The 25,740-nt window shown below is 59.2% G+C and carries 23 protein-coding genes and 4 pseudogenes; 17 read left to right on the plus strand and 10 right to left on the minus strand.

Going from position 1 to position 25,740, the window contains the following annotated elements:
• Nucleotides 1–14 precede the first annotated feature (14 nt).
• Nucleotides 15–356, plus strand: a complete 342-nt coding sequence (locus tag QFX16_RS16435; RefSeq protein ID WP_283180519.1) for a hypothetical protein — start codon at nt 15–17, stop codon at nt 354–356.
• On the opposite strand, the pseudogene QFX16_RS16440 reads toward QFX16_RS16435, so the two are convergent.
• Nucleotides 346–957, minus strand: a pseudogene (locus tag QFX16_RS16440) (LysR substrate-binding domain-containing protein); the annotation flags it as partial. The gene QFX16_RS16435 and the pseudogene QFX16_RS16440 sit on opposite strands and share 11 nt — an antisense overlap.
• Here QFX16_RS16440 and QFX16_RS29550 point away from each other — a divergent pair.
• A pseudogene (locus QFX16_RS29550) lies at nt 958–1,125 on the plus strand (LysE family translocator); the annotation flags it as partial.
• Here the strand turns inward: QFX16_RS29550 and QFX16_RS16445 are convergent.
• On the minus strand, nt 1,122–1,886 hold the full coding sequence (locus QFX16_RS16445) for an ArsR/SmtB family transcription factor (protein WP_283180520.1): 765 nt from the start codon (nt 1,884–1,886) through the stop codon (nt 1,122–1,124). The pseudogene QFX16_RS29550 and the gene QFX16_RS16445 overlap by 4 nt on opposite strands.
• Nucleotides 1,887–1,968: 82 nt before the next feature.
• Between QFX16_RS16445 and QFX16_RS16450 the strand changes: the two genes are divergently transcribed.
• Entirely contained in the window at nt 1,969–3,090 is a 1,122-nt protein-coding gene (locus QFX16_RS16450) for a cytochrome P450 (protein ID WP_283180521.1), read from the plus strand.
• Between the two features lie 30 nt (nt 3,091–3,120).
• On the opposite strand, the gene QFX16_RS16455 is transcribed toward QFX16_RS16450, so the two are convergent.
• Entirely contained in the window at nt 3,121–3,597 is a 477-nt protein-coding gene (locus QFX16_RS16455) for an MEKHLA domain-containing protein (RefSeq protein WP_283180522.1), read from the minus strand.
• Nucleotides 3,598–3,720: 123 nt separating this feature from the next.
• Here QFX16_RS16455 and QFX16_RS16460 point away from each other — a divergent pair.
• A pseudogene (locus tag QFX16_RS16460) lies at nt 3,721–4,493 on the plus strand (D-cysteine desulfhydrase family protein); the annotation flags it as partial.
• Between the two features lie 205 nt (nt 4,494–4,698).
• Here QFX16_RS16460 and QFX16_RS16465 read toward each other — a convergent pair.
• On the minus strand, nt 4,699–5,598 hold the full coding sequence (locus tag QFX16_RS16465; protein ID WP_283180523.1) for a LysR family transcriptional regulator: 900 nt from the start codon (nt 5,596–5,598) through the stop codon (nt 4,699–4,701).
• A gap of 139 nt (nt 5,599–5,737) precedes the next feature.
• Here QFX16_RS16465 and QFX16_RS16470 point away from each other — a divergent pair, with 139 nt between their 5' ends.
• Entirely contained in the window at nt 5,738–6,352 is a 615-nt protein-coding gene (locus QFX16_RS16470; protein ID WP_283180524.1) for an FMN-dependent NADH-azoreductase, read from the plus strand.
• Nucleotides 6,353–6,359: 7 nt separating this feature from the next.
• On the opposite strand, the pseudogene tnpC reads toward QFX16_RS16470, so the two are convergent.
• Nucleotides 6,360–6,886, minus strand: a pseudogene (gene tnpC / locus QFX16_RS16475) (IS66 family transposase); the annotation flags it as partial.
• 183 nt (nt 6,887–7,069) lie between these two features.
• Nucleotides 7,070–7,408, minus strand: coding sequence for an FKBP-type peptidyl-prolyl cis-trans isomerase (locus QFX16_RS16480; protein ID WP_074875989.1), 339 nt, complete (start codon nt 7,406–7,408; stop codon nt 7,070–7,072).
• A 146-nt stretch (nt 7,409–7,554) separates the two neighbouring features.
• Between QFX16_RS16480 and QFX16_RS16485 the strand changes: the two genes are divergently transcribed.
• The 3 genes from QFX16_RS16485 to QFX16_RS16495 all read left to right on the plus strand — a co-directional run bounded on the left by QFX16_RS16485 (nt 7,555) and on the right by QFX16_RS16495 (nt 10,116).
• Nucleotides 7,555–8,619 (plus strand): M4 family metallopeptidase, encoded by a 1,065-nt coding sequence (locus tag QFX16_RS16485; protein WP_283180525.1) that lies wholly within the window; start codon nt 7,555–7,557, stop codon nt 8,617–8,619.
• Nucleotides 8,616–8,939 (plus strand): protealysin inhibitor emfourin, encoded by a 324-nt coding sequence (locus QFX16_RS16490; protein WP_283180526.1) that lies wholly within the window; start codon nt 8,616–8,618, stop codon nt 8,937–8,939. Before QFX16_RS16485 ends, QFX16_RS16490 begins: the two co-directional genes overlap by 4 nt.
• Before the next feature lie 103 nt (nt 8,940–9,042).
• A complete protein-coding gene (locus tag QFX16_RS16495) occupies nt 9,043–10,116 on the plus strand; it encodes a sensor domain-containing diguanylate cyclase (RefSeq protein ID WP_283180527.1) in 1,074 nt (357 codons plus the stop codon).
• A 60-nt stretch (nt 10,117–10,176) separates the two neighbouring features.
• Here QFX16_RS16495 and QFX16_RS16500 read toward each other — a convergent pair whose 3' ends face one another.
• The gene (locus tag QFX16_RS16500; protein ID WP_283180528.1) at nt 10,177–10,485 is read right to left on the minus strand and encodes an RcnB family protein; all 309 of its coding nucleotides are present in this window, start codon (nt 10,483–10,485) and stop codon (nt 10,177–10,179) included.
• A 158-nt stretch (nt 10,486–10,643) separates the two neighbouring features.
• On the opposite strand from QFX16_RS16500, the gene QFX16_RS16505 reads away from it, so the two are divergent.
• Nucleotides 10,644–12,455: a monovalent cation:proton antiporter-2 (CPA2) family protein gene (locus tag QFX16_RS16505; protein ID WP_283180529.1), complete on the plus strand. Its 1,812-nt coding sequence runs from the start codon at nt 10,644–10,646 to the stop codon at nt 12,453–12,455.
• A 208-nt stretch (nt 12,456–12,663) separates the two neighbouring features.
• Complete coding sequence (locus QFX16_RS16510; protein ID WP_283180530.1) at nt 12,664–13,767, plus strand: DNA alkylation repair protein; 1,104 nt, start codon at nt 12,664–12,666, stop codon at nt 13,765–13,767.
• Nucleotides 13,768–14,166: 399 nt separating this feature from the next.
• Here QFX16_RS16510 and QFX16_RS16520 read toward each other — a convergent pair whose 3' ends face one another.
• Nucleotides 14,167–14,382, minus strand: a complete 216-nt coding sequence (locus QFX16_RS16520; RefSeq protein WP_283180531.1) for a DUF4287 domain-containing protein — start codon at nt 14,380–14,382, stop codon at nt 14,167–14,169.
• 227 nt (nt 14,383–14,609) lie between these two features.
• On the opposite strand from QFX16_RS16520, the gene QFX16_RS16525 reads away from it, so the two are divergent.
• Entirely contained in the window at nt 14,610–15,014 is a 405-nt protein-coding gene (locus QFX16_RS16525; protein WP_283180532.1) for a carbohydrate-binding module family 20 domain-containing protein, read from the plus strand.
• An 87-nt stretch (nt 15,015–15,101) separates the two neighbouring features.
• Here the strand turns inward: QFX16_RS16525 and QFX16_RS16530 are convergent, their stop codons facing one another.
• The gene (locus QFX16_RS16530; protein ID WP_150657463.1) at nt 15,102–15,986 is read right to left on the minus strand and encodes a LysR family transcriptional regulator; all 885 of its coding nucleotides are present in this window, start codon (nt 15,984–15,986) and stop codon (nt 15,102–15,104) included.
• A gap of 121 nt (nt 15,987–16,107) precedes the next feature.
• Here QFX16_RS16530 and QFX16_RS16535 point away from each other — a divergent pair, with 121 nt between their 5' ends.
• The 3 genes from QFX16_RS16535 (at nt 16,108) to lldD (ending at nt 21,427) form a co-directional block, all read left to right on the plus strand.
• Nucleotides 16,108–17,757, plus strand: coding sequence for a GMC family oxidoreductase (locus QFX16_RS16535; protein ID WP_283180533.1), 1,650 nt, complete (start codon nt 16,108–16,110; stop codon nt 17,755–17,757).
• An 80-nt stretch (nt 17,758–17,837) separates the two neighbouring features.
• The gene (locus QFX16_RS16540) at nt 17,838–19,460 is read left to right on the plus strand and encodes an MFS transporter (protein WP_283180534.1); all 1,623 of its coding nucleotides are present in this window, start codon (nt 17,838–17,840) and stop codon (nt 19,458–19,460) included.
• An 824-nt stretch (nt 19,461–20,284) separates the two neighbouring features.
• Nucleotides 20,285–21,427: an FMN-dependent L-lactate dehydrogenase LldD gene (gene lldD, locus QFX16_RS16545; RefSeq protein WP_283184582.1), complete on the plus strand. Its 1,143-nt coding sequence runs from the start codon at nt 20,285–20,287 to the stop codon at nt 21,425–21,427.
• Nucleotides 21,428–21,495: 68 nt separating this feature from the next.
• Here lldD and QFX16_RS16550 read toward each other — a convergent pair whose 3' ends face one another.
• Nucleotides 21,496–21,864 carry a DUF427 domain-containing protein gene (locus QFX16_RS16550; protein WP_046048949.1) on the minus strand — a complete coding sequence of 123 codons (369 nt, stop codon included), beginning with the start codon at nt 21,862–21,864 and terminating at the stop codon, nt 21,496–21,498.
• Nucleotides 21,865–22,190: 326 nt separating this feature from the next.
• Between QFX16_RS16550 and QFX16_RS16555 the strand changes: the two genes are divergently transcribed.
• The 3 genes from QFX16_RS16555 (at nt 22,191) to QFX16_RS16565 (ending at nt 25,399) form a co-directional block, all read left to right on the plus strand.
• Nucleotides 22,191–24,140: a DNA topoisomerase III gene (locus QFX16_RS16555; RefSeq protein ID WP_283180535.1), complete on the plus strand. Its 1,950-nt coding sequence runs from the start codon at nt 22,191–22,193 to the stop codon at nt 24,138–24,140.
• A 78-nt stretch (nt 24,141–24,218) separates the two neighbouring features.
• Entirely contained in the window at nt 24,219–24,851 is a 633-nt protein-coding gene (locus tag QFX16_RS16560; protein ID WP_283180536.1) for a glutathione S-transferase family protein, read from the plus strand.
• 44 nt (nt 24,852–24,895) lie between these two features.
• Nucleotides 24,896–25,399 carry a GNAT family N-acetyltransferase gene (locus QFX16_RS16565; RefSeq protein ID WP_283180537.1) on the plus strand — a complete coding sequence of 168 codons (504 nt, stop codon included), beginning with the start codon at nt 24,896–24,898 and terminating at the stop codon, nt 25,397–25,399.
• Nucleotides 25,400–25,740: the final 341 nt, after the last annotated feature.

Here is a 25,740-nt window from a genome sequence, read left to right on the forward strand (position 1 = left end):
GTGCCACCTCAACCATGAGCAAACTCTGGCGAAAGTATCTGACCTTGCTGGACACCGACTTCACCACGCAAGTGTTCGACAACATCAAGAACCTGCTGGTGTGTGCCCTGCTGTTCGCGGCGGGCACCAACGCGCTGCACAGCGATCAGTACTTGTTTATGGGGTTTCTCACCTCAAGCCTCGCCGGCTGGGGATTGATCCTGCTGTCAGCGGTGCTGATGCTGCTTAATGTCAGCGACGGCCTGCGTCGACTGTCCAGGTTGCCGTATCACACGGCGTTTCAGATCATTCTTTTTCTAATCTACCTGGTGCTGGCGGTGCGGGTGGTGGAGATTGTCTGGAATTTCAGGGCGTAGCAGTTACAGCACGAGGTGTTTGCCAATGCAGCACATCCTCAGCAATGCGGGCAAACAACCACTCCACAAACACCCGTGTCTGCACCGTCACGTCCGGCGCAACACCGTAGTAATAACGCGGCAACGGCATGCGCAACTCGGGCAACGGGCAAATCAGCCGTCCGCTCGAGAGATGGGTGCCCAGCAAAGAGGTCGGACACAGGGCAATGCCCTGTCCATCCACGGCGGCTTCAAGCACCAGGTGCATGCGGTCAAACTGCCGGGTGACCTGAGTGGCTGACTGGGTTTGACCAAAATGCAGGGCCCGGTTGTGCCAATCTTCGCGACGCGCCTAGGCGGTCAGTAACGTGTGCCGGCTCAGGGACGCGAGGTCTTGAAGTGCCAGGCGTTCGATAAGCGAGGGTGCCGCGACCAGCAACAGTTCGTCTTCGAAGAGGGATCGCGCCTCAATTGCCGGTGCCCAGTCGTCACGACCACGGCGAATGACGATGTCGAACGCGTCGTGCGTATGATCGGGAGCCTGGGTTTGGGTGATCACCTGCGGCTTGATGTCCGGGTGCTGCGCAATGAAATCCACCAGCCGGGGCGTTAGCCAAAGCATGACACCTCGGCGCACTTCTCCACCCAGTTTTTCAAGCTGGTCGCGTCCTACGGCGTACTGGTAATTCTGGTACATGGCAGCTACGCCTTGCTCGCCAATGCCGCCAAAGGCTGGTTGTCCAGCCCAAAGGGTTCATGGCTGGCGGCGAAAGTCTCGGCCAGTCGCTAAGGTGCAGAACTGGCGTTCGCGCGCCGCCTGGTCTCGGTGAACTCGGATTGTGCTGTCGATACCTGAATCGGCAGTTCAACGGCAAACCGGCTGCTGAGTTCCTTTCGCCCCGTCGCCGTCAACGCCAGCGCGCGGCTGTCCAGGTCCTGAGTCACCCATTTGCGCTTGATCGCCGTTTGCAACAACGCCGCCCCCAACGAACCGCCCAGATGCGGCCGGCGCATGCTCCAGTCCAGACATGGGCAGGCGAAGCGGCGGCGCAACGTACTCAGCTCCTTGACCTCGATACCCAACCCTTCAAACAACACCTCACCGCTGTCGCTGAGCTGATAGACCTGTTCATCGGTTTCCAGCAGCCACCCCGCTTCGATCATCCGGTCATGCAGCAGCACCGCCAACGTGCCGGCCATGTGGTCGTAGCAGGTGCGGGCGAATTGCAGGCGATCCGGGGTGCGCGGATTGAAGGTTGGCGCGGCGTTCTGGCCGATCACCATCAACGCTTCCAGCGCTTGGGCGACGCGCTTGTCCGTCAGGCTGTAATAGCGATGTCGGCCCTGCACGTGCAGCCGCACCAGCGCCAATTCCTTGAGTTTGGCCAGGTGCGCGCTGGCGGTGGAGGCGCTGACCTCGGCAATCGCTGCCAGCTCGGTGCTGGTGCGGGCGTGGCCGTCCATCAGCGAACAGAGGATTTTCGTCCGGGCCGGTTCCGCGATGGCCGCGGCCACCTGAGAGACGCCGATGTCGTGCTGTTCTACGTTCATATTTCGCTCCCGGACGAATCAAGGCCTTTTCGGACTGGAGATAGTAGCAACACTTTTCCAACCACGAACAAGGCTGCACCCCATGGACCCGATCATCGCTGCGACTCACGCCGATCCTTATCCCTATTACGCGCAACTGCGCGCGGAGGGCGGGCTGGTTTTTCACCAAGGACTGAAAGTGTGGGTGGCGAGTAGCGCCCGAGCCGTTGCGGCAGTGCTCGCACATCCTGACTGTCATGTCCGGCCGTCATACGAGCCGGTGCCCAAGGCGATTGTTGGCGGGATGGCCGGCAAGGTCTTTGGTCAGTTGATGCGGATGAATGAGGGCGAACGGCAGCGTTGCCCGAGGTCGGCGATTCAACCAGCGTTGGCGTCGATTGATGCAGATGAAGTCAATACGCTGGTCGGCGCTCGCCTGATCACTCCGGGCGCCGATGGGTTGTACAAGGCGATGTTCCGCGGGCCGGTGTGCGTGGTGGCTGCATTGCTGGGGTTCTCTCCGGCTCAGGGCCGGGCTATCAGCGAGCTGACCGGGGACTTCATCGCATGCCTGTCGCCCCTTGGCGATCAGGCGCAACGGGATGCAACGCACGTTGCGGCGGAACACTTGAGCGGCTATTTCGTTGAGTTGCTGGATGACCCGAACAATCAGAGCACTCTGCTCGCCGGGATCCGCCAGCGTTTCGCGGCAACCTCTAGTGACGCTGAAATGTTGATCGCCAACCTGATCGGGCTGTTTTCCCAGACCTATGAAGCCACCGCCGGGCTGATCGGCAATGCGCTGTTGGCGTTGATTCGAAACCCGTCGGTGCACAGCGAACTGACACCCGTTGACGACTTTATCGCTGAAGTTCAGCGCTTCGACCCGTCGGTGCAGAACACCCGCCGGTTTGTCGCTGCGCCTTGTGAAATCGACGGGGTAAGCCTCAATTCAGGCGATGTGGTTCTGGTGCTGCTGGCTTCGGCCAATCGCGATCCACAGCTCAATGACCATCCCGACGTCTTTCTTCTTGATCGTCCAGACCGGCGCAGCTTCACCTTTGGTGCGGGGCGGCATCAATGTCCGGGACAGACATTGGCCCTAAGCATTGCCAGCGCTACGTTGAAGGAGATTCTGACGATAAAGCCTGCTTTGGATCGCCTGACCTGGCATTACCGGCCTTCGCTGAACGGACGTATTCCGCTGTTTAGCGATTTGCCCTAAGACCGATTGTTCCCACGCGCGTGGGAACAATCAATCAACCCGACCAACACGCTCCGCATCCGGCCAGAATAGTGCCGCCTGCCCCCGATGCTCACCGTGCTGATCAATCAGTGTCCAGACTTTGCCTTCGTGAATCATGAAGGCATGGCCATCCCGATCCACCCGATAACCGCTGTAGCCATGAGCAATCCCATTGGCCGTGACCTGCTCCAGCAACGTCTGGCGCATGGCTCGGTCCAGTGGCGAAGCGCTGAACCGTGACGGCATGCCAAGGAATTGCGAGCGAGGGTATTTGAAACAGGCCAGCGTTTGTTCGTTGGCGTAGAAGAAGCACGGATCGGCTTCGGTGCCATGAGCCAACAGGCTGTAAGGCGCTTGCGCGTGCAACCAGTGCAAGCGCTCAGTTCCGCTTAGCGACTCAGGGGCTGGCAGGCTTTGCCCGGTCCAGCGCCGGTAAGCTTCGTCCAGCAGTTGAACAGCAGCTACATATTCGTTGATTGACGACACGCGTCCTCCCACGCAAAGGCGTTGGTTTTTGATGCCCTTCCCCGGTGATGGATTGCCGTCGGGTGGTGCGTTGAATGAGCTGGGTGTTGAGGGTTTTCTCCAGGCTCTCTGGATATGCCGTTCAATCATGCGCGCCTGACCGCCTCGGTGTGTGCTCGCCTGGGCCTTGACTGTGTACTGATCCTGACCCGCGCGGTACCCAAAACCGATGTAGATTACGAACTAACGGCAACGTTCTGCTCGACCAGTTGTTCGGCGCACAGCTACAGGTGCTTGCCGGGGGCAGCAACTTACTCGCCATGGACGAAACACGGGCCACGCTACTTCGGGATTCGGGGCGCAACGTGCTGGTGATTCCCACGGGTGGTTCAACGCCGCGGGGCAGTCTCGGTTATGCGCGCTGCGCGGCGGAGTTCGCGCAACAGGGTCCGGAACTCGACCTCACCTTCAATCAAGTCGTGGTGCCCAACGGCAGCACCGGCACCCACGCCGGGCTCGCGGCGGGTTTCTAGTTGCTGGGCCGCGGCACCTCGATCGTAAAATCCTATTCGGTGTTGTCCGATCGAGACACGTCAGCGGCCAGAACCCGGAAATTGACCCAGGACGCATTGGCGCTGTTGGGCAGCAGCGCCGTCGTTCAGGCTGAAGAGATCGCCATCGACGGCAGTCAGTTGGGCGACGGTTACGGTCTGCCAACGCCAGCCATGCAGGAAGCAGTGCGCCTGATGGCTCGCGCCGAAGGCCTGTTGATCGACCCGGTTTACTCCGGCAAAGCGTTTGCAGGGCTGTTGGCCGATATCAGACAAGGACGCTACCGCTCCGGGGACGACGTGCTGTTCGTGATGACCGGCGGAATACCGGGCCTTTATGCCTACCGGGACACCTTTCAGTCCTAGTGGTTAATCATCGCGCGTCAGCACTTCCAGTAACTCACTTCTCTCGATTGATTTTCCGTAAGCGGGCAGGCATCACACCTTGGCTTGCGAAATACGCACAGACGATCACGGCCCGGGCAGTCCCTGCACAACCGGTTCGAATAACCGCATCAGCCCTTTAGCCAACGGGATAACCAAACCGCTGACGTTAGTCGTCTTCGTATCATCACATGCACAGACGACGGGTCAGATCATTCAAAAGCCATCGGCCTGCTTTCCCTAAAGAGCGATTTTGCATGTGCGCTGCGTAGATCGTAAGTGTGTCTGGTGTGCGCTGAAGTTCGGCGGTTAACTCAAGCGGTATTAGGCGTCCTGAAGCCAGATGATCCGCAATCAGATGCTCTGGCATTCGACACCAACCGAACCCGGCGAGCAAAAAATCCAGCCGCCGTGCCAAATCTACAAACCGCCACTGGTGACTGCCCGTCACCCCATAGCTAGGGCCGTCGGGAGAAACCGGATCGGAAAGTACCAGTTGCACATAAGGCTTGAGGTCTGCACTTGTTGCCCGACGGCCTAACATAGCCAGGGGATGTCCGCTGGCTACTACGGGCCTCAAGTCGACGCTGAGCAGCGGCAGTGCGTTGACATCGTCGGGCACTGTCGGAATCAATGTGCATAGCGCCAGTGCCGCATCGCCGTTGCGCAATCGACGCTCTGCGCCGCCTAAGCCTTCTGTAGAAAAACTCACTGCCAGATGCGGAAAAGCCTCACGGATAGCGCGGAGGCTTTCGATGAGCGGTGCGCTAGGGACTAAAGGGTCTATGGCGAGAGCCAACTCCGGCTCAACCCCTGCTGCCGTACTTGCGGCCATTGCTTCAAACTGGGCAGCGCTTGCCAGCACTACGCGCGCTTGAACCACTAGCACTCTACCTACCTCTGTGAGAGTTGGACGATGGCCGCTCCGATCAAACAGCCTCACACCTTGAACTGACTCAAGTGTGGCAATCGACTGGCTAATGGCAGATTGAGCACGCCGCAGGTGACGTCCCGTTGCCGAGAAGCTGCCTGTATCAGCAATGGTTACAAGGATCCGCAACTGGTCCAAGCTGAGATTTCCGATCATGACCCATCACTGAAACAGATGGACTCAATCATATTTACATCACTCCTGCTTAGAGATCGCATTGGGTAGAGTGTGTCGCACATCGCCTAAAGCGACAACGCAAAACATACCGCCGCGTCACCGCGCAGGAGTTACTTTCATGTCCAGGCTTCTCACCATTGAAACCAGCCCACGTGGGGATGCTTCAATCTCCCGGCAGCTCACTCGCCGATTTGTGGCCACGTGGGAAGCTGCACACCCTAGGGGCGCCATCAAAGTACGGGATCTAACGGACACTCCGCTTACGTTCGTGACGGCCCCCTGGTTACAGGCTTACTTCACCCCAGAAACCCAGCATTCGCCTGAAATGAAAGCCGTGTTGCAGCTATCCGATGAGCTTGTGGCCGAGTTGCTGGAAACCGATCACGTGGTTATTTCAACGCCGGTCTACAACTACAACGTCCCTGCGGCGCTCAAGGCGTGGGTGGATCACGTGGTACGTAAAGGCCTGACCTTGGGCTTTGATGGTAAAGGGCTGGTGACCGGTAAAAAGGCAACGGTGCTGCTCGCCTCGGGAGGTGTATACACCAACGACTCCCCGATTAGAGACCGTGACATTGCGACCCAATATTTGAAACTGATCCTGAACGTCCTAGGTATCACTGATGTCACCTTTATTGCGGCCGGCGGCGCTAAAGCTGTAGATCTCGGAGAAATCAGCATGCACGATTTTCTAGATACATTTGATCATCAGATTCAAAAGTCGCTGGTTTAGACAACTAGATGTAGCGCAAGGCCTGTTCGGCAAGCTGGCTTTTGTTCGTAATGTGCAGCTCGAAGAATTTGCGTCGCGCATGAGCCATGCAGCCGATCTCGGTCACACCGAGTGCAAAACTGACCTTGTAGCCGCCAAAATCATCGCAGACTAGTTGGCCATTCCAGTCTTGCAGGAAGGCCCGGGCGTGTTCGCCGAGCGATTGGGGCTGAAGTCGTAAACAACAGCCTTTACGTTGGCAAACTGGTTCGTGACATAGGCCCAGACGTAGGCACGGAGGGTTTTCTTCGCGCCCGGCGTGAGCATCTGGACCGGCGTTTCGTCGGCGTGCACCACGTTGTGTCCAAGCACGACCTCGCGCAGCGCATCGACCAGCGGCTGCAACTGCGCACCGCAAGTGCCGACCCACTGCGCCAGGGTTGAGCGCGCGATGGCCAGACAGGCCCTGGCAAAGACCTTTTCCTGACGATACAGCGGTAAATGATCACTGTACTTGGCGATCATCACCTGGGCCAGCAGGCCTGCTGTGGGGACGTCCCCCTCCTTGGAAGGAGTTGTGACGGATATCCTTGACGACATTGACGCATTCACCTGAATCACCAAACAGAAGGCGCTGGCGAAAAAATGGTGACGAGGTGGCTTGATCAATGTTCCAAAAAAAACCGCCCTTTCTGTGTGCAGATAGTGCGGTTTTTGTCATTTCAGCTCATACGCCAATCAATCATCGCGCGTCAGCACTTCCAGCAATTCAATCTCGAAAATCAGGTTCGAGTTCGGCGTGATCTTGCCCATGGTCCGTTCACCGTAGGCCAGATGCGCAGGCACCAGCAACTTGCGCTTACCGCCGACCTGCATCCCCATGATCCCCTGATCCCACCCCTTGATCACCCGACCCGTGCCAATCACGCACTGGAAAGGTTTACCCCGGCTGTAGGAGGAATCGAATTCAGTCCCGTCTTCCAGCCAGCCGCGGTATTGGGTGGTAATCAGCGCGCCTTTGACGGCGGCTTTGCCGTCGCCCGGCTCAAGGTCAATGATTTGCAACTCGTCGTTCATGATTCCTACTCGTTCACTGTCGCCCAGTGATTGGGGCGCGGACGGAGGTTTTCGCAGAAACCGGCGTGCAAGGCAATCCACGGAACCGAAAGACCGTCATCCGGCTCACATGAATAACGACTTCGTATTCAGGAAAGGATGCTCTGATGACCGACTCATCACCGCTGTACAGTTTCATCCCGCCCTACATCCTCAACCAAATCATCGCCAACGGTTCCGACCGTCAGCGCTCCAGCGCCCAGACCACGCTGATCCATGTCCGCCGTCTGCGGCACAATCCCGGCCCGCCATCGCGACCACCCGCCAAAGCGATCCTGTCGCAGCCCGGTCAACCCGGCCTGGCACAGCGCAGCATTTATGACGCGCAGGGCAAAATGCTTCTGCCGGGTATGCCTGTGCGGCTTGAGGGCCAGGCGGCAACCGGCGATCCGGCGGTCGACGAGGCCTACGACGCAATGGGTGCCAGCTATGATTTCTTCTGGAAGGTGCTGGGTCGGGACTCCATCGACAACATGGGTTTTGCCCTGATCGGCAGCGTGCATTACGGCCTGGATTACGAGAACGCGTTCTGGAATGGCGCGCAAATGGTGTTCGGTGACGGCGATGGCGAAATCTTCGAACGCTTTACCCGCTCTCTGGATGTGATCGGCCACGAGTTGACGCACGGCGTGATCGAAAGTGAAGCCGGTCTGGTCTATGCCAACCAGTCCGGGGCATTGAATGAATCGATTTCGGACGTTTTCGGGGTACTGATCAAACAACATGTACTGGGCCAGACCGCCGAACAGGCTGACTGGTTGATCGGCGCCGACCTGCTGGCACCGCGCATCAAAGGCATCGGTTTACGCTCGATGGCCCTTCCGGGCACGGCCTATGACGACCCGTTGCTTGGCAAGGACCCGCAACCGGACCACATGCGCAAGTTCGTCATCACCCAAGAAGACAATGGTGGGGTGCACATCAATTCGGGCATCCCCAATCGGGCGTTTTATCTGGCCGCGATGGCGCTGGGCGGCTTTGCCTGGGAAAAAGCCGGCCGCATCTGGTACGACGCGCTGTGCGACAAACGCCTGAGTAGCGAAGCGACATTCAGTACCTTCGCACAATTGACTGTCGAGCATGCCCGGCAAAAATTTGATGCAACGGCAGTCGAGGCGGTGCGACACGGCTGGTCTGAAGTGGGCGTGGACCTGACGCTGGAGGAAAAATGAAAACCTTGCCAACACTGGACGACAACGCGGTGGTCTGTGTCTCCCGCCAAGGCGGCATAGCAGCGATCCACACCTTGACCCGCCCCCGAGAGATCGAATTCGCCCAATGCAATGCCGACCAACGCACCCGCATCTGCTCGTTGCTCGAGGGTTGCCTGCTTATGACGAGTTCATCCGCCGGTCGGGGCGATCAGCGCTTCTATCAAATCGAAGTGCGATACCGCAACGGCGAACAGGACGACCGGATGGTGATGAAGGTGCCTGAAGATCAGGCGCCTGGGGAATTGGTGCATCTGTGGGACAAAGGTGAACTGCTATAAGTTTGGCGCCCCTCGTAATAGAGGCTGATGATCGAGGGCGGTGTGAACTAACATAGGCACACCTCTCCCGATACGGCTGATACGCCACGATGGCGAAACCTGAATGAATGTGGACTGGACCAGCGCAACCATCAGCTCAGTGATGCTTGCCCTGATCGTCGCGTTGATCTGTCGCGAGCGCTCACTGCAAAAGCAGCTGGCCAAGTATCGCGTGCTGATCACCAGCCTGACTGACGGACAAAACATCCGTCAGGACGGTGACGCCGAACGCTTCAAGCGTAGCCAGTATTTCGCCCGCATCGGCACGTGGGACTGGGATGTCGACACCGACAAGCTCTACTGGTCGGACGCGATCTACGGCATGTTTGGCTTCAAGATCGACGAAGTAACGCCCTCCTACGCGCTGTTTTGCTCATGTGTTCACCCGGACGACCGGGCCAAGGTCCGGGCCGGGGAATTGCGTTGCCTGGAAACCGGCGACAACCATGACGAGGAATATCGGGTTGTCTGGCCCGACGGCACGATCCGCTGGCTTCGGGAAACCGGCAATGTGGTCAAGAACGACCACGATGCAACGATCAAGATGATGGGCGTGGTACGCGATATCACCGAGGAAAAAGCCTCCGCCAGCTACCTGCAACACCTGGCCCACTTCGACCCACTGACCGGTCTGCCCAATCGCCTGGTGCTCGAGGAGCGTCTGTCCGAGGCGCTGGAACAGGCGCGCATCAGTGCCACGAGGGTTGCGCTGGTATTTGTCGACCTCAATGGTTTCAAGGCAATCAACGACCATTACGGCCATGCCGCCGGCGACCGGGTACTGATCACCACCGCCACCCGCCTGAAGAAAATCCTGCGTTCAACAGATACCGTCGCCCGGATTGGTGGCGACGAGTTTGTGGTCATCCTTCAAGGCCTGCCCCAGGGCAACAGCCTGCAAGAGGAAGCCCGCAGCATCTGCCAGAAAATCTTCGTCGAACTGTCGCCACCGATGACCATCGGCAATGACCAACGACACATCGGCACCAGCCTGGGGGTCGCGGTGTTCCCGGACCATGCGCCGAGCATGGACCGGTTGATTCATATTGCGGATCTGGCGATGTATGAGGCCAAGCGCAGTGGGAATAATCAGTATCGGTTGGGCGAGCAAACGATGAGCCATAGTCGGGTTGATTGACCCGCTCAGTCCTTGCGTTGGCCGAAAGGAACATCATTGAAGGTGAATGTTGCTTGCGGCCTAACGCTCCACTGGCGTGATATCAATAATCGTCCCGTTGGTAATCATCACCATCATGTACTTGTCATTGATCTGCACCCACTGCGCCTGAGCCTTCGGGGTTTTCAGGCCTTTCTGCTTCCAGTTGGCCAGGGCTTTTTCGCTGCGCTGGTAAACGTCTGGGGCGCGGTCGCCGACCACTAACTCCCGGGTGTTGTTGACTCCCGGCTGAACGGTTTTTTGCGGTGGGTCATCCGCTTGAACGATCGGGCTAATACCGGCAATGCCTGCGACAAGGGCGAGGCTGGCGATAAGGGTTTTGTTGTTCATCGGTGAATCTCCATTGATGTCTTGGCACCTGGAATCCGACTGCGCTGGCGCTGAATCATTCCTTATTGCTGTGATTATTGCGATTGCATTGGCATGACGCATTCATCTCAAGCCTTTATCCTTAACGCCCCGCCGTACCGAGTCCCTGGAGTTTCGCTATGCCCCATGAAGGCAACCTGTTGCAAGCCGCTGTCGTGTTTCTGTTCGCGGCCGTGCTCACCGTTCCCTTGGCCAAGCGCCTGCAACTGGGGGCGGTGCTGGGTTATCTGTTTGCCGGCGTGATCATCGGCCCGTCGGTGCTGGGCTTGATTGGCAATCCGCAAAGCGTCAGCCACATTTCCGAACTCGGGGTGGTGTTGCTGCTGTTCATCATTGGCCTTGAACTGTCGCCGCGACGTTTGTGGGTGATGCGCAAATCGGTGTTCGGCGTAGGCCTGGCGCAAGTGCTGCTGACGGGCTCAGTGATTGGTGTACTGGCGTTATTCGTGTTCGGCCAGCCGTTGAACAGCGCGATCGTGTTGGGCTTGGGCCTGGCGCTGTCGTCCACCGCGTTCGGTTTGCAAAGCCTGGCCGAGCGCAAGGAACTGACCAGTCCCCACGGGCGCTTGGCATTCGCGATTCTGCTGTTCCAGGACATCGCCGCTATCCCTTTGATCGCCATGGTGCCGTTGCTGGCGGGCGGCGATCACACCAGCAGCGCTGGCGAAGGCCTCAATCACGGCTTGCGCGTGCTGGGCAGCATCGCGGTGGTGGTGATCGGTGGGCGGTATCTGCTGCGCCCAGTGTTCCGGGTGGTGGCCAAGACCGGTTTGCCGGAAGTCTCGACCGCCACTGCGTTGCTGGTAGTGATAGGCACGGCGTGGCTGATGGACTTGGTCGGCGTGTCCATGGCGCTGGGGGCGTTCCTCGCCGGGTTGCTGCTGGCGGACTCCGAATACCGTCACGAACTGGAAGCGCAAATCGAACCGTTCAAGGGATTGCTGCTGGGTCTGTTTTTCATCAGCGTCGGCATGAGCGCCAACCTGAGTCTTCTCCTGAGCGCGCCGATCACGGTGCTGGGCCTGACTCTATTGCTGATCGCAATCAAACTGCCGCTGCTGTTTGTAGTCGGTCGGCTGGCGGGTGGTCTGGGCAAGGTCAGTGCGATTCGCCTCGGCATCGTGCTGGCGGCCGGTGGTGAGTTTGCGTTTGTGGTGTTCAAGATCGGCCGCGACCAGGGACTGTTCGAGCCGCGCCTGTACGACTTGCTGGTGCTGACCATCACCTTGTCCATGGCGGTGACGCCGCTGCTGTTGCTGGTGTGCGCGCGACTGGTCAGCCCCAAGGTTCAACCCGTGGTGGTGCCGGAGAAATTCCGCGCGATCGATACCGACACGCCACGCGTGGTGATCGCCGGCATGGGCCGTATGGGGCAGATCGTTGCGCGGATTTTGCGCGCGCAGAACATCAAGTTCGTCGCCCTCGACACCTCGGTGGAAACCATCGAACTGTCGCGCAGCTTCGGCGGCGTCCCAGTGTTCTACGGCGACCCGATGCGCCCGGAGATCCTCAGTGCGGCCAAGGTCGAGCAGGCGGAATACTTTGTCATCGCCACCGACGACCCGGACACCAACATCAAGACCGCCGAGTTGGTGCACAAACTCTATCCGCACATCAAAATCATCGCCCGGGCCCGTAACCGTCAGCATGTGCATCGCTTGGTGGACCTTGGCGCCGAGGCCATTCGGGAAACCTATTATTCGAGTCTGGAAATGAGCCGGCGCACGCTGGTCGGCCTAGGGCTGACCCAGGCCCAGGCCGATGCGCGGATCAAGCGCTTCAAGCATCACGACGAGCAGGTGCTGGAAGCCCAGCATGCGATTTATGACGATGCGGCGAAGGTAATGCAGACGGCGCAGGAAGCCCGGGTGGAACTGGCGAGGTTGTTTGAGTCGGATCAGTTGGAGGAGCAGGAATTGGGTAAGGCTTGAGAGCCAGCCCCTCACCCTAACCCTCTCCCCACGGGGCGAGGGGACTGACCGAGTTGTTCTTAGAGCTATATCGACCTGAAATATCGAGTCGACCTCAGGTATTGAAAAGCACGGAGATCAGCCCCCTTTCCCCCTCTCCCCCGTGGGGAGAGGGCTGGGTGAGGGGATGGATCTAACTGACACACAATCATTCGAGCAAACCCATCCCATGACCACCACCCACCAACCCGCCCCCGCCCTAAAAGAAATCTTCAACGCCGACCGCCTCAAACACATCGCCACCGAGATGACCGCGGTCTACCCCGAGTTCAACGCCAAAGCCTTCCTGAAACTGGCCAACGACGGGCTTGCCGATTTATCAATCATGCAGCGCATGGCCCGGGTCAGCGAGTGCCTGCACGCGGTCCTGCCGTTGAGCTATGAAGAGACGCTTGAAGTGCTGCGCGCCCTCGCTCCGCGGCTGAACAGCGGTTTCGTCAGCATTTCATTACCGCATTACGTCGCGACGTACGGCGGACATGCCTTCGAACAATCCATGGACGCGCTGAAATATTTCACTGCCTTCGGCTCCTCGGAGTTCGCGATCCGCCATTTCCTGCGCAGCAATATCGAAGGCTCCCTGGCGGTCATGCACGATTGGGCCCTGGACGAAAACGAACACGTCCGCCGCCTGGCCAGCGAAGGCAGCCGACCGCGCCTGCCATGGTCGTTCCGTCTGGAACAGATTCAGGCTGACCCAACATTGGCGGCGGCGATCCTCGACAACCTCAAGGCCGACAACAGCCTTTACGTGCGCAAGTCCGTGGCCAACCACCTCAACGACATCACCAAGGATCATCCCGAATGGGTGCTGGACCTGATCGAAGGCTGGTCGCTGGACAACAAACACACCGCATGGATCGCCAAACACGCCCTGCGCAGCCTGATCAAACAGGGCAACCAACGAGCGTTGGCGATCATTGGCGCGGGCGGAAAGCCTGAGGTCGAGATCATCGATGTGAAGGTGGAACCGGCGGTGATTCGTCTGGGTGAAAAAATCACCCTGTCCTTCGCCGTGAAATCCACGGTCGAGGACAGTCAACGACTGGTGATCGACTACGCCATCGATTACGTAAAAGCCAACGGCAGCACGTCGGCGAAGGTGTTCAAGCTCAAGGCGCTGACGCTTCCCGGCAAGGCGACCGAATCCATCGCCCGTAGCCAGCACATCAAGGAACTCACCACCCGCAAACACTACGTGGGCAAACACGCCGTGCACGTGCTGGTGAATGGGGAGCGCCTGGCTAGCACCTCATTCGAAATCCTCCCTTGAAACACGAACCCCTTTAGGAGCAAAGCTTGCTCGCGATGAACGAAGACGCGGTATGCCAGACCTGACGCCATCGCGAGCAAGCTTTGCTCCTACAGGGGATTGGGTCCAACAGTAGCCTCTGTTCGTGCTCACACAACTCCACCGCGTAATCCCATAGCAATCTGAGCCACACCGATTTGTGCTGCTCGCGCCGGTTGCTGATTCAGTTGGCGGTCCAGAGGGCCGAATCGTCTTCAGGGCTAAGGCTTATTAAGTCACCCATCAAGGGACCACAACTCTCGCGAACGACACCGAACAAATGTGGGAGCGATCTTGCTCCGGGCGGCGTTCCGACGAAGACGGCCGCACATCCAGCATCCGTGTAATTGCCTGCCACGTCGCGAGCCGTTTACAGGTGGCTCACGTTTTAGCGCTCGCCAAATAATGCGCAACCAAAGCATTGGCATGGCCATGCCCCATACCATGCTCAGTCTTCAGCCAGGCCACCATTTCCATGTGCTTTTTGTCGCTGACGGTTACGAGCACATCCAGCCAGTGGCTGATGGGCTGGCCATATTTTTTCTCGATTGACGGGAAGTACGACGCCGGGCCTTTTATTTTTGTGTCGTCGGTCATGCTGCAAGCTCCCTTGTTCGCGGCGGAGTGTCGGTCGACGCTCCTAGTCTTTACCCCACAAATTGAAGTCCAGGACGATCGCGCAGTCCAGCGCAAACAAGCTCGCAGTTAATAAGCAACCATTGAAGCTATCGCGAAGCGCTCTAAAGAACTGTCATTTCTAACAGGTCACTTTCAGTTTCGCCGGGGCTATGCTGCGCCCACTGGAATGAATTGAGGTGTTCATCATGTCTCGCAATCGTTACCTATTGCCGCTGGGCGTTTGCTTGTTGGCAATGCTGCCCGTGTTCCGCGATGCCCTAGGTGTCACGTGGGTGCCCTTAAAAGACGAAGTGGAATTTCAATGCGAAAACGGCAACACGGTGCCGGGCTACAGTGTGTATGTTGTCGGCAACCATCCGGAGCTAGGGAATTGGGATCCAGCCAAGGCCGTAAAGCTCGACCCTAAACCCGCCCCTAACAACTCTACATGGACCGGCAAGGTACTTTTTCCGGGCACGGACGACGGCAAAGATGTGGAATGGAAGTGTATCGTGCGCAAAGAGAACGACCCGACCGACGTGAAGTGGCAGCTTGCCAAAAACAACACGGTGAAGTTGGTTTTCCGCACAAAGAGTATCGGCACGTTCTGAGGCGTGAGTGAACTTATGGGAAAGTGAATCTGACACTTCCCCAAGATCAAAAGATCGGGCCGCGTTCGGACGATCTGTTGATGTTTGTTATCCCAGCAACAACCCCTGTTCCGCCTCACACAACCCCACCACGTAATCCCACAACACACGCAACCGCACGGATTTGTGCAACTCACGCCGCGTGCTGATCCAGTAGCTGCGCTGAATACTCTCATCCGGCAGCAACGGCACCAGGCCGGGATCGGCGCTGGCCATGTAACACGGCAGCACGGCGATCCCCAGGCCTGAGCGCGCAGCCTGTTGTTGGGCGATGACGCTGGTGCTGTGGAACACCACCTGCGGATTGCGGCAGAAGCTGTTGAGGAACATCAGTTCCTGGCTGAACAGCAAGTCATCGACATAGCCGATCCAGGCGTGGCGACCGAGGTCTTCGCGGCTGCGCAGCGGTGGCGAACGGTCGAGATACTCCTGGCTGGCGTACAGCGCCAATCGATAGTCAGTCAGTTTGCGGGTGACCAGCATGTCGGCGGCCGGGCGCTCCAGGTGGATGCTGATTTCGGCCTCACGATTGAGGATGCTGACAAAGCGCGGCACGGCCACCAGTTCCACTTCCAGCCCCGGATAACGTTCGAACAGGCCGTTCATGCGGCTGGCGAGGAACATGATGCCCAACCCTTCGGTCACGCCAACGCGGATCTTGCCCAGCGGCGCCGTGGACTGAGTGATTTCTTCCTGAGCCAGCAGCGCGACGTTTTCCATCGCTTCGGCGTGCTTGAGCAGCGCTTCACCGGCCGGGGTCAGCTCATAACCCTGGGCATGCTGAACAAACAATGCCGTGCCGAGGCTCTTTTCGATGGCCTCGATGTGCCGGGCCACGGTGGCGTGGGTGGTGTTCAAACGGCGGGCAGCGGTGAGCAGACGCCCGCTACGCTGCAACTCGAGAAAAAACCGCAGGTCATTCCAGTCGAACATGAACCGTCCTTGAGGTGGGGCTGTTTAAAAACGCACAGCGGCTGCGCAAAAACTAACATTCTTTTGACGAAAGCTAACAACTAGGATGACCGACAACAAGAACAATACGTTGAGGTCACGGATGCAGACTTCCCTGGATGAATACGACTACATCGTGGTCGGTGCCGGCCCGGCCGGTTGTTTGCTGGCCAATCGGTTGTCGGCCGACCCGCAACATCGCGTGTTGCTGCTCGAAGCCGGCGGCCGCGATAACTATGCGTGGATTCACATCCCCGTGGGTTACCTGTTCTGCATCGGCAACCCGCGCACCGACTGGTGCTTCAAGACCGAAGCGCAACCCGGCCTGCAAGGTCGCGCCCTGAGTTACCCGCGTGGCAAGGTGCTCGGCGGCTGTTCCTCGATCAACGGCATGATCTACATGCGCGGCCAGGCCGGCGACTACGACGGCTGGGCGGCCCAGGGCAATCCCGGCTGGAGCTGGAACAACGTGCTGCCGTTGTTCAAAAAGAGCGAAAACCATTTTGCTGGCGACTCGGAGTTTCACGGCGCCGCCGGTGAATGGCGGATCGAACGTCAGCGGCTGTCATGGCCGATTCTCGATGCCTTCCGTAGCGCCGCCGAGCAAAGCGGCATCGCCAGCATCGATGACTTCAACCAGGGTGACAACGAAGGCTGCGGCTACTTCCAGGTCAACCAGAAAGCCGGTATTCGCTGGAACGCGGCCAAGGCGTTTCTCAAACCGGTCCGCAACCGGCCTAATCTCACCGTGCTGACCGACGTCGAAGTGGATCGCGTGCTGCTGGAAAACGGCCGTGCGTCATCGGTCAGTGCGCGTTGGCAGGGTCAGGCGAAAACCTTCAAGGCGCGCAAGGAAATCGTGCTGTGCGCCGGTTCCGTCGGCTCACCGAGCATCCTGCAACGTTCAGGGATCGGCCCTCGCCCGCTGCTGCAACGCTTGGGGATCGGCGTTGCCCATGAGCTGCCGGGCGTGGGTGGCAATCTGCAGGATCACCTGCAACTGCGCCTGATCTACAAACTGGAAAACGCCCGCACCCTTAACAAGATCGCCGGTAGCCTGTGGGGCAAGATGGGCATGGGCCTGCGTTACCTGTATGACCGCAGCGGCCCGCTGTCCATGGCGCCGAGCCAACTCGGGGCCTTCGCCCGCTCGGGACCGGAGCAGACATCGGCGAATCTCGAGTACCACGTTCAGCCGCTGTCGCTGGAGCGTTTCGGCGAGCCGTTGCATGCGTTCCCCGCCTTCACGGCGTCGGTGTGCGATCTACGCCCGCAAAGCCGTGGTTGCGTCGAGATTCGCTCCACCGATCCGCAGGAAGCGCCGCTGATTCAGCCCAATTACTTGAGCCATCCGGAGGACTTGCGGGTGGCAGCAGACGCCATTCGCCTGACCCGGCGCATCGTCGCCGCACCGGCCCTGCAAGCGTTCAAACCAGTGGAGTACTTGCCCGGCGACAGCTTGCAGAGCGAAGAACAATTGCACGAAGCCGCCGCCCGCATCGGCACCACCATCTTCCATCCGGTCGGCACCTGCCGCATGGGCAACGACGCGGACGCCGTGGTCGATGCCGAGCTGCGCGTACACGGCATCCCAGGCTTGCGCATCGCCGACGCCTCGATCATGCCGCGTATCACCTCGGGCAATACCTGTTCGCCTACGCTGATGATTGCCGAAAAAGCTGCACAACTGATCCTGGAAACACCTACAAGGAGTTTTGCACCCGACGAAAAAGCACTGACCGCAGTCTCTTGAGCAAAGGAATAGCGACGCCAGCCCATAAGGCCGGCGCCGACAGTGGAACAAAAAAAACAATCACTGTGAGGGATACCGATATGTCAGAACATGTTCAGCCTCTGGAAGCCGTGCGCAGCGCGGGCACCAGCAAGGAAACCCAGAAAGTCATCTTCGCCTCGTCGCTCGGGACGGTCTTCGAGTGGTACGACTTTTTCCTCTATGGCGCCCTCGCGGCGGTGATCAGCAAACAGTTCTTTGCCGGGGTCAACGACACCACGGCGTTCATCTTTGCGCTGATGGCCTTCGCTGCCGGCTTCATCGTGCGACCGTTCGGCGCGCTGGTGTTCGGACGGCTGGGGGACATGATCGGGCGTAAATACACCTTCCTCGCCACCATCATCCTCATGGGGGTGGCGACTTTCTGCGTCGGGCTGCTGCCGACCTACTCGAGTATCGGCATCGCCGCGCCGATCATTCTTGTGGTGCTGCGCATGCTTCAGGGCCTGGCCCTGGGCGGTGAATACGGCGGCGCTGCCACGTATGTCGCGGAACACGCACCGATGGGTAAACGCGGTTTCCACACCAGCTGGATTCAGTCTACCGCGACCCTCGGGTTGCTGCTGTCGCTGTTGGTGGTGCTCGGTTGCCGCTACTTCACCGGTGACCAGTTCGAGGTCTGGGGCTGGCGGATTCCGTTCCTGTTTTCGATCATTCTGCTGGGCATCTCGACCTGGATTCGCATGAGCCTGCACGAGTCGCCTGCGTTCGTGAAAATGAAAGAGGAAGGCAAGCTCTGCAAGTCGCCGCTGCGCGATTCCTTCGGCAAATGGGAAAACCTTAAAGTCGTCCTGATCGCCCTGTTCAGCATCAACGCCGGGCAAGCCGTGACTTTCTACGCGGCGCAGTTCTACGTACTGTTCTTCCTCACCCAGTTCCTGAAAATGGACCCGGCCTTGGCCAACAGCCTGCTGATCGTCAGCGTGATCATCGGTGCACCGTTCTTTATTTTCTTCGGCTGGCTGTCGGATAAAGTCGGGCGCAAACCGGTGCTGATGATCGGCCTGCTGCTGGCGACTGCACTGTACTTCCCGATCTTCAAGTCCATCGCCCACTACGCCAACCCGGCCATCGACCAGGCGAGCCGTCAGGCACCGATCACCGTACTGGCTGACCCGGCCACCTGCACCTTCCAGTTCGACCCGGTGGGCAAGGCGAAATTTGATAGCCCGTGCGACAAGGTCAAAACCTTCCTGGTGAAACAGGGCCTCCCTTACAAAAGCGAAGCCGCACCGGCCGGCAGCGCCGTGCAGGTGAGCGTCGGTGAAGTGAAACTCGAAGGCTACGATGAAGCGGCCCTGCGTGGCGCCGTGACCCTGGCCGGATATCCGTCCCACGCCGATACGCAACAGGTCAACAAGTCCATGATCGTGGCGCTGATGGTGGCGCTGATCATCATTTCGGCCATGTGCTACGGCCCGCTGGCAGCGCTGATGGTCGAACTGTTCCCGACCCGCATCCGCTACACCTCGATGTCCCTGCCGTACCACATCGGTAATGGCTGGTTCGGCGGTTTCCTGCCAACGGTGTCGTTTGCCTTGGTGGTGTACACCGGGGACATCTTCTACGGGCTGTGGTACCCGGTGCTGATTACCGGGGTGAGCCTGGTCGTCGGGATGATCTGTTTGCGTGAGACCAAGAACGTGGATCTGGATACCAACTGACAGCACGTGTAAAAAACGCCCGGTAATGCGGGGAATGCTGGTCAGTTAAGGTTGGGGGACATATCCGTTTCTGCGGTAACGGCGTCTTAGGGTTCCGCCCTTACGGCGGGTCACTTTGGAAAAGCCCCAAAGTAACCAAAGGGCTCTTGCCCCTTTCGTTCGGTGCCTCGCCCAGGCTCGGCATGCCCTCGCTCCGGTCCTGCTCCGTGGGCCCGCCGCCATCGGCCATCCATGGCCGGGGGCGGCTAACCCGGCATCCATGCCGGGTTGCCCACTACGCAGAACCTCCACTCGGCCTCTCGAGGGGGCGTGCACCGCGAAAGCCAAAGCGAGGCGGCCTACCGGCCGACCTGGCTTCAAGTGAACGCATTTCCCTGTAGGAGCTGTCGAGCGAAGCGAGGCTGCGATCTTTTGATCTTGCCGTTGCCGTTGCTTTGGCTTCAGATCTGCCGCCCCTTTCCCAGAGGCCGAACGCAGGCGTTGCGCAGGGGGCACCGCGGCAAGGATGCCGCGGTAGCCGCCCCCGGCCATGGATGGCCGATGGCGGCGGGCCCCCGGAGCAATGCCGGAGTGAGGGCATGCCGAGCCTAGGCGAGGCACCGAATGGAGGGGCAAAAGCGCTTTGGTTGCTTTCGCGCTTTTCGAAAGTGACTTGCTGTAAAAGCGAAACCGCTAGCAGCCGCTACCGCAGCAATGGATATGTACCCCATCCCATCCCAAACTTTTCTTAAGTGAACAGCATTACCGCAATGCGGGGCGTTTTCGTTAATCTGACCCGACGCTCGACGCAACCATCGCCCCGCCACTCACCAGACCGAGGCACCATGATCATTTCATCCGCATCTGACTATCGCGAGGCAGCACGCCGCAAACTCCCGCGTTTTTTGTTTGATTACATTGATGGCGGGGCCTATGCAGAGCACACGCTGAGGGCCAATAGCGCTGATCTGACCGGCATCAGCCTGCGTCAGCGCATTCTGAAAAACGTCGAAACCCTGAGCCTTGAAACCACCCTCTTCGATCAACCACTTTCAATGCCGATCATATTGGCGCCGGTAGGGCTGACGGGAATGTTCGCCCGTCGTGGTGAAGTGCAGGCTGTAAAAGCGGCGGAAAATAAAGGCATCCCACTGTGCCTATCAACGGTTTCGGTGTGCTCGATCGAGGAAGTCTCGGCGCAAAGCCAGCAGTCCATCTGGTTTCAGCTGTATGTGTTGAAGGACAGAGGCTTCATGAAAAATGCACTGGAACGGGCGAAGGCCGCCGGTGTGAAAAACCTGGTGTTTACCGTTGACATGCCCACGCCCGGCGCCCGATACAGGGACGCCCACTCGGGCATGTCAGGCCCTTTTGCATCATCGCGGCGAATGCTTCAGGCCATGACTAAACCCGACTGGGCATTCAACGTCGGCGTCATGGGGCGTCCACACGACCTGGGCAATATCTCGAAGTACCTTGGCAAAGCCGTCACGCTCGAAGACTACATGGGTTGGTTGGCCAACAACTTCGACCCTTCGATCAGCTGGAGTGACCTGGAGTGGATTCGTGAGTTCTGGAAGGGCCCGATGATCATCAAAGGCATTCTCGATCCTCAGGATGCCAGAGACGCGGTCAGCTTTGGCGCGGATGGCATTGTCGTGTCGAACCACGGCGGGAGACAGCTGGACGGCGTGCTCTCCACCACCCGGGCGTTGCCGCCCATCATGCAAGCCATCGGTAATGATCTGACGGTGCTGGTCGACTCGGGAATCCGCTCGGGGCTTGACGTTGTACGGATGTTGGCACTGGGCGCAAAAGGCGTATTGCTGGGGCGCTCCATGGCCTATGCACTGGCCGCCGATGGTCAACACGGGGTGGAGAATATGCTGGATATCTTCTCCAAGGAAATGCGCGTCGCCATGACCTTGACCGGGGTGACCTCGATTGGCCAGATTGATGAATCCACGCTGGTGGATGCTGTTCGATGAGCTGAACACCTGACCTTAAAACGCCGCGCCCATGCGCGGCGTTTTCGTTGATACCTGTAAAGCGCCCCTCACTCAACGTCTTTGAGCACCTCAAACGTAACTTGATCGGGATAGAACGCCATGTAGCCGCGAATCTGATCGACCGACACTTTGGGGTCTTCATAGCTCCACACCGCGTTAGCGCCCTCATGTCCCGGGACTTGCAGACTGAAATAGCTGGCATCGCCCTTGTAGGGGCAATAACTCGTGTGATCGGTGCGGGCAAAGTATTTTTCATCGATGTCCTCCCGCGGTACGTAATACACCGGAGGATAGTTGGCCTCGAGCAACACCAGCGCCCGTGCGGAAGCGGCCACCTGAATACCGTGAAACTTCACAAGCAGGCAGCCTGGCTGCTCTGCAATGGTGATGACAGGACTAGGACCGGTGCTTTTCATGAAATACGTTCCTCATGACGGTGATGAACCTGTGAGAGCGAGGGTTGCCCGCGGTGGGCGGCGCAGCAGCCCCAAAACCTGAGACCACGACTTTCAGGTATAACCCAGATTTTGCACTCACGACGGCTTCGCAGCCGAACGGGACGATGCGGCGTTCCGACGAGCCCTTCGCCCGCCGGGCCCGGTGTAAGCGCGTCAGCCGCATAGGCTTCCCTGTGCAATGAATCGCAATGCACCGACTGTACATCCATACAGATAAAGATTGCCCCATCGCTCGTCAGCCGCCATTCTGTCCGCCTCTCGACAGTTGATGAGCGATGGTGGTTATGCGGCTGTACCTCTGTGAAAAACCTTCCCAGGCCAAAGACATTGCGGCCGTCCTCGGCGCCAGGCGTCGTGGCGACGGCTGCTGGCTGGGAACGGACGTCACGGTGACCTGGTGCATCGGCCATCTGCTGGAAACCGCGCCGCCGGACGCCTATGACGCGCGTTACAAGCGCTGGGTGCTGGCGGATCTGCCGATCATTCCAGAGAAGTGGAAGATGACCGTCAAACCGCGTACGGCCAGCCAGTACAAAGCGGTCAAGCGGCTGCTCGGCGAGGCCGATGAATTGGTGATCGCCACCGACGCCGACCGTGAAGGCGAGATGATCGCCCGGGAACTGGTCGAGCATTGCCGTTATCGCGGACCGATCCAGCGGCTATGGCTGTCGGCCCTGGACGATGCGTCGATCCGCAAGGCGTTGGCAGCCCTGAAACCGGGGGCCGAGACCTTTAGCCTTTACCATTCGGCACTCGGGCGCTCGCGGGCCGACTGGTTGATCGGGATGAACATGAGTCGGCTGTTCACACTGCTGGGGCGTCAGTCCGGTTATCAGGGCGTTTTGCCGGTCGGTCGGGTGCAAACGCCGACCCTGCGCCTGGTGGTGGATCGCGACCGCAGCATCGCCGATTTCGTGCCGGTCGCCTATTGGGCCATCGATGTGCAACTGCTGCATGACGGCACCGCGTTCACCGCCCAGTGGCGTGCGGCCTCCGAGGTTTGCGACGATCAGGATCGCTGCCTGAATCAGGCGTTGGCGCAAAATGCAGCGGCAGCAATTGGCAGTGCGGCGAGTGCCCGGGTGATCAAACTGCGCACCGAGCGGATGCGCGAAATCGCCCCCCTGCCCTTCGATCTGGGCACCTTGCAGGAAGTCTGTTCGAGGAAGCTCGGGCTCGGCGCCCAGGAAACCCTCGACATCGCCCAGGCCCTGTACGAAACCCACAAGGTCATCACCTATCCACGTAGCGACTGCGGTTACCTGCCCGTGAGTCAGCACAGCGAAGCACCGGGCATTCTGGCCGCGCTGAGGCAGGCTGATCCGGCACTGAACGCCTTGAACGATTTCCTGCAGCCTCAGCGCCGCTCACGGGCCTGGAACGACGCCAAGGTCAGCGCTCACCACGGCATCATCCCCACCGCTGCGGCGAAAAACCTCGAGCGGCTGGCGGGCAAGCAGCGGGCGGTCTACACCCTGATCCGCGCGCGTTATCTGGCGCAGTTTCTGCCCAACCATGAATACGACCGGACCCAGGCCGACTTCGACTGCGCCGGTGAAGCCTTGCGTGCCGTCGGCAAGCAGATCGTCGAACCCGGCTGGAAGCGCGCACTGCCCGAAGCCCTCGCCCCGGCCAAGGGCCGCGAAGCACCTGCGCCACAAACGCTGCCGGCATTGGCCGAAGGACGTGACTGCGCGGTGGCCGACGTAAAGCTCAAGGACCTCTGGACGCAACCGCCCAAACCGTTCACCGAAGGCGATCTGATCAAGGCGATGAAGAACGTCGCCAAACTGGTGGAAGATCCCCTGCTCAAGCAGAAACTCAAGGACACCACCGGCATTGGCACTGAAGCGACCCGCGCCTCGATCATCCAGGGCCTGCTCGACCGTGGTTATCTGATCAAGAACAGCAAGGCCCTGGCCGCCACCCCGGCTGCGTTCAGCCTGATCGACGCGGTGCCGCGTGCCATCGCCGACCCCGGGACCACAGCGATTTGGGAGCAGGCGCTGGACATGGTGCAGAGCGGCGAGATGAGCCTGGAAGAATTCGTCACCAAGCAGGCCGCGTGGATGAGCAAACAGGTCGCCCGATGCGCCGGCCTGAGCCTGACCATCAGCGGACCGGCAAGCCCCGCAGGGGGCGGTGCCACACCGTGGAAAAACAAACGCAAGCCAGCCAAACGAAAGCCCTTGACGGGCACCAAACGCGCGGCAAAACCGGCGAGCAAGGCTTGAGGGCACTTCGAGCGAGCCAAAAGGGTCTAGTGTTCTTCAAGTCCAGCGACAACCCCATTTTCTGAGAAGGCATCGACCATGATTATCGTGCATCACCTGAACAACTCCCGTTCCCAGCGGATTCTCTGGTTGCTGGAAGAACTGGCCATCCCTTACGAGCTGAAACGCTATCAGCGCGACCCGAAGACCAACCTGGCACCGCCCGAATTGAAAGCGATCAATGCCCTGGGTAAATCACCGGTCATCGAAGACGGCGCGCAGAAGCTGATCGAGTCCGCCGCGATCATCGACTACCTGATCCGCCGTCATGGCGACGGTCACCTGCAACCCGATCCGTCCACCCCCGCCTATGACGAATACGTGCAGTGGCTGCATTTCGCCGAAGGCTCGGCGATGTTGCCGCTGATGTTGAACCTGTACGTGGGACGCCTCGGTGAAGCCGGCACGCCGTTGCATCCGCGGATCAATTCGGAGGTGGCCAACTACCTGGGTTACCTCGACACGGCTCTGAGCCAATCCGATTACCTGCTGGGCGATGAGTTCAGCGCCGCCGACATCCAGATGAGTTTTATCGGTGAGATCGCCAGAGCCCAAGGCAAGCTCGGCAACTATCCTCATATAGCGGTCTGGATTGAACGCTTTCAGGCTCGCCCGGCCTATCAAGCCGCACTGAAAAAAGGCGGGAAATACGATTTCGCCCCCACTGAGTGATAACGCCCGGGCCAGGGATGGCCTGCACCTCAGGAGCTATCAACATGCCCTTGATCGAACTGCACGCCGCCCACCGCGACGAACTGGAAACGATTGAAAACCTAATGCAGTTCTACATGTATGACTTCAGCGAGTGGCTGCCGCTGAAGCTCGGTGAGCATGGCTTCTTCAATGCCCAGCCCAAACCGGGTTACTGGCGCAACCCCGCAACCAGGCCGTTTCTGATCAAGGTCGACGGAGAATTGGCCGGTTTCGTGACGGTGGATGACGAAACCCATCTTCACGGCGCCGAGTACAACATCGGCTACTTCTTTGTCAGTCGACGCTTTCGTGGCCAAGGTGTGGCGAAGTTTGTCGTTTCCACCCTCTTGAGCCGGTTCCCCGGTCAATGGCAAATTTTCCATCTCGACGCGAATCAGCCTGCGCGGCGGTTCTGGGCCCGGGTCCTGGCCGATCTCACCCATGGCGAGTTCACCCTGCATCAGCTGCCGATAGACGGTTATCCCTGCACCGTTTACCGATTCCAGACATCGTTGCCATCGTCCTGACTGGCGCTTTCCGATTCCGCTTTTTAATTCCAAACGACTTTGTCCGACAATATGTAGTGACCAAAAATAATCACTACAAAACCGTTGACGCCTCCGATTTGCCCTTGCATGATGCAGACGTCTCCCCGATCGGGAGAACAGGCAACACGTTTGAGCAAGCTCGTCTGACCGCCGAGCTGTTTTTCCCGGATACACGCTGCCCACAAGGCAGATTGAAGAAGCTGACCTGGCCTGAACGTCCAGTACAAGGACGAGAAGCGCTGGCGATCAATCCTCATGAAGCTTGTGGCCGACCCTGAAAACGTCGGCAGTGGCCAGAAGGTTTTCGCCGCTTCTCCTCG

This window comes from Pseudomonas svalbardensis (assembly GCF_030053115.1).
Classification (GTDB): Bacteria; Pseudomonadota; Gammaproteobacteria; order Pseudomonadales; family Pseudomonadaceae; genus Aquipseudomonas; species Aquipseudomonas svalbardensis.